Origin of the sequence: Pseudarthrobacter sulfonivorans (genome assembly GCF_014712225.1) — a bacterium.
GTDB lineage: Bacteria > Actinomycetota > Actinomycetes > Actinomycetales > Micrococcaceae > Arthrobacter > Arthrobacter sulfonivorans.
In genome coordinates, this window is the sequence record NZ_JACXBW010000042.1 from 1 (window position 1) to 1,505 (window position 1,505).

The 1,505-nt window shown below is 61.1% G+C and carries 2 protein-coding genes; both read right to left on the reverse strand.

Features of this window, described 5'->3' with window-relative positions; translation table 11 throughout:
* Nucleotides 1-24: 24 nt before the first annotated feature.
* Nucleotides 25-927, reverse strand: a complete 903-nt coding sequence (locus IAQ70_RS22440) for a DDE-type integrase/transposase/recombinase (RefSeq protein WP_190992162.1) — start codon at nucleotides 925-927, stop codon at nucleotides 25-27.
* Between the two features lie 89 nt (nucleotides 928-1,016).
* Nucleotides 1,017-1,451 (reverse strand): hypothetical protein, encoded by a 435-nt coding sequence (locus tag IAQ70_RS22445; RefSeq protein WP_190992163.1) that lies wholly within the window; start codon nucleotides 1,449-1,451, stop codon nucleotides 1,017-1,019.
* Nucleotides 1,452-1,505: the final 54 nt, after the last annotated feature.

Here is a 1,505-nt window from a genome sequence, read left to right on the forward strand (position 1 = left end):
CGCAGATTGTCAAGCTGTGTGGAGTCATTGGGTTGGTTGTTTTGTTGCCGGGAGGTTGATGCCGGCGTGACTGGCGGGGGTTGGTGTGCTGGGTCGCCTGTGGAAGCGTTCGGGGTTTTTGTCGTAGTAGCGCTGTAGTGCCTGATCGCGTGTTTTCCAGACCTTTTTCCAGGAGCCGTCGTGGACCTGGGAGGGCGAGAAGAGTGCGATGCCTGAGTGTTTGTGTTGGGTGTTGTACCAGGGCACGTAGTCGGCCAGGTAGGCCCGGGCGGTCTCGAGTTCTTTGAACACGCGTGGGTAGCCGGGCCGGTATTTCATGGTCCGGAACCCGGACTCTGAGAAGGGGTTGTCGTTTGAGACATAGGGCCGGTTGTGGGAGAGTTCCACGCCGTGGCGGGTGAGGGTGTCGCGGAGCAGGTTTGATCGCATCGCCGGCCCGGAGTCGGCGTGAACGATGCGCGGGGCGCCGTGTTCGGCGATGGCGGTTTCGAACATCTCCGCGGCGAGGTGGTCGGCTTCCCGTTCCTCGACCCGCCAGGCAACCATGTGGCGGGAGTAGATATCAAGGATTGAATAGGCTTTGAACGCTCTTCCCCGCCAGGGTGAATACAGATCGGTGATGTCCCAGGACCAGACCTGGCCCGGGCCGGTGGCCTTGATAACGGGTTTCTCCCGTGGGGGCTGCTTGTTCCCGCTCCTGGTAGGGATGGTGGGGCGGAGCATCTGGTTTTCGATCTGGGCCGCGACCCGCCACCATGTGCGGCGGGAAGCGAGCATCACCCCGGCGTCCCACGCCGCCGCGTAGGAATGGTCAACGGAAACCTGATCGGCCCAGCCGTCCAGAATGTACTCCGCGATCCGGTCACGATCATTGGTGCTGATCCGCGATTCATAGGCCCGCTCAGACTGTCCGAGCGGGTCCTGCACGCGTTCGCGGGGGTTCTGCCGGTAGTGCCAGGTCGAACGCGATACGCCGGAGAACTCGAGGGCTTGCCGCTGCGAGCCGGTGAGCGTTGTCAGCTCCCGGACGAGGAGGTTCTCGGCTTCGATGAACCTTTCGGATCTTTCGTCTGGGCCGTATCGGGCTCTGGCACGCTCAACTCGTGCAAGAGCCCGATAGCTTTTCCCAAAGCTGTATTCGTGCCCTCAAGTTCACGGATACGGCCCTGGAGCTGTTCGACTTCGGACTGGTGTGCAGCGATCTCTTTGGCGCGCGCTTTCTCAAACGCGGACCACTCGCCATTTGTGCGGGCCATGTTCCCATGCTCTCGTGGAATCAGATTCCGGTCGAGATCACCCTCCTGAATCATCTTCCGCCACCGCCGGAACGTCCATTCAGTCACTGGCTGGGAGGCAAGCCATTCCTTCCTCGTCCCGTACGGCTGCACGTAATACTGATGCACCAATTCCCGGATCTCATCACGGCTAATACCTCGCGGACCAACAGACATGGCTGCTCCTGCTCCCTTCAATCGACTGACTCACAACCAGCCTGACGTAGAGGG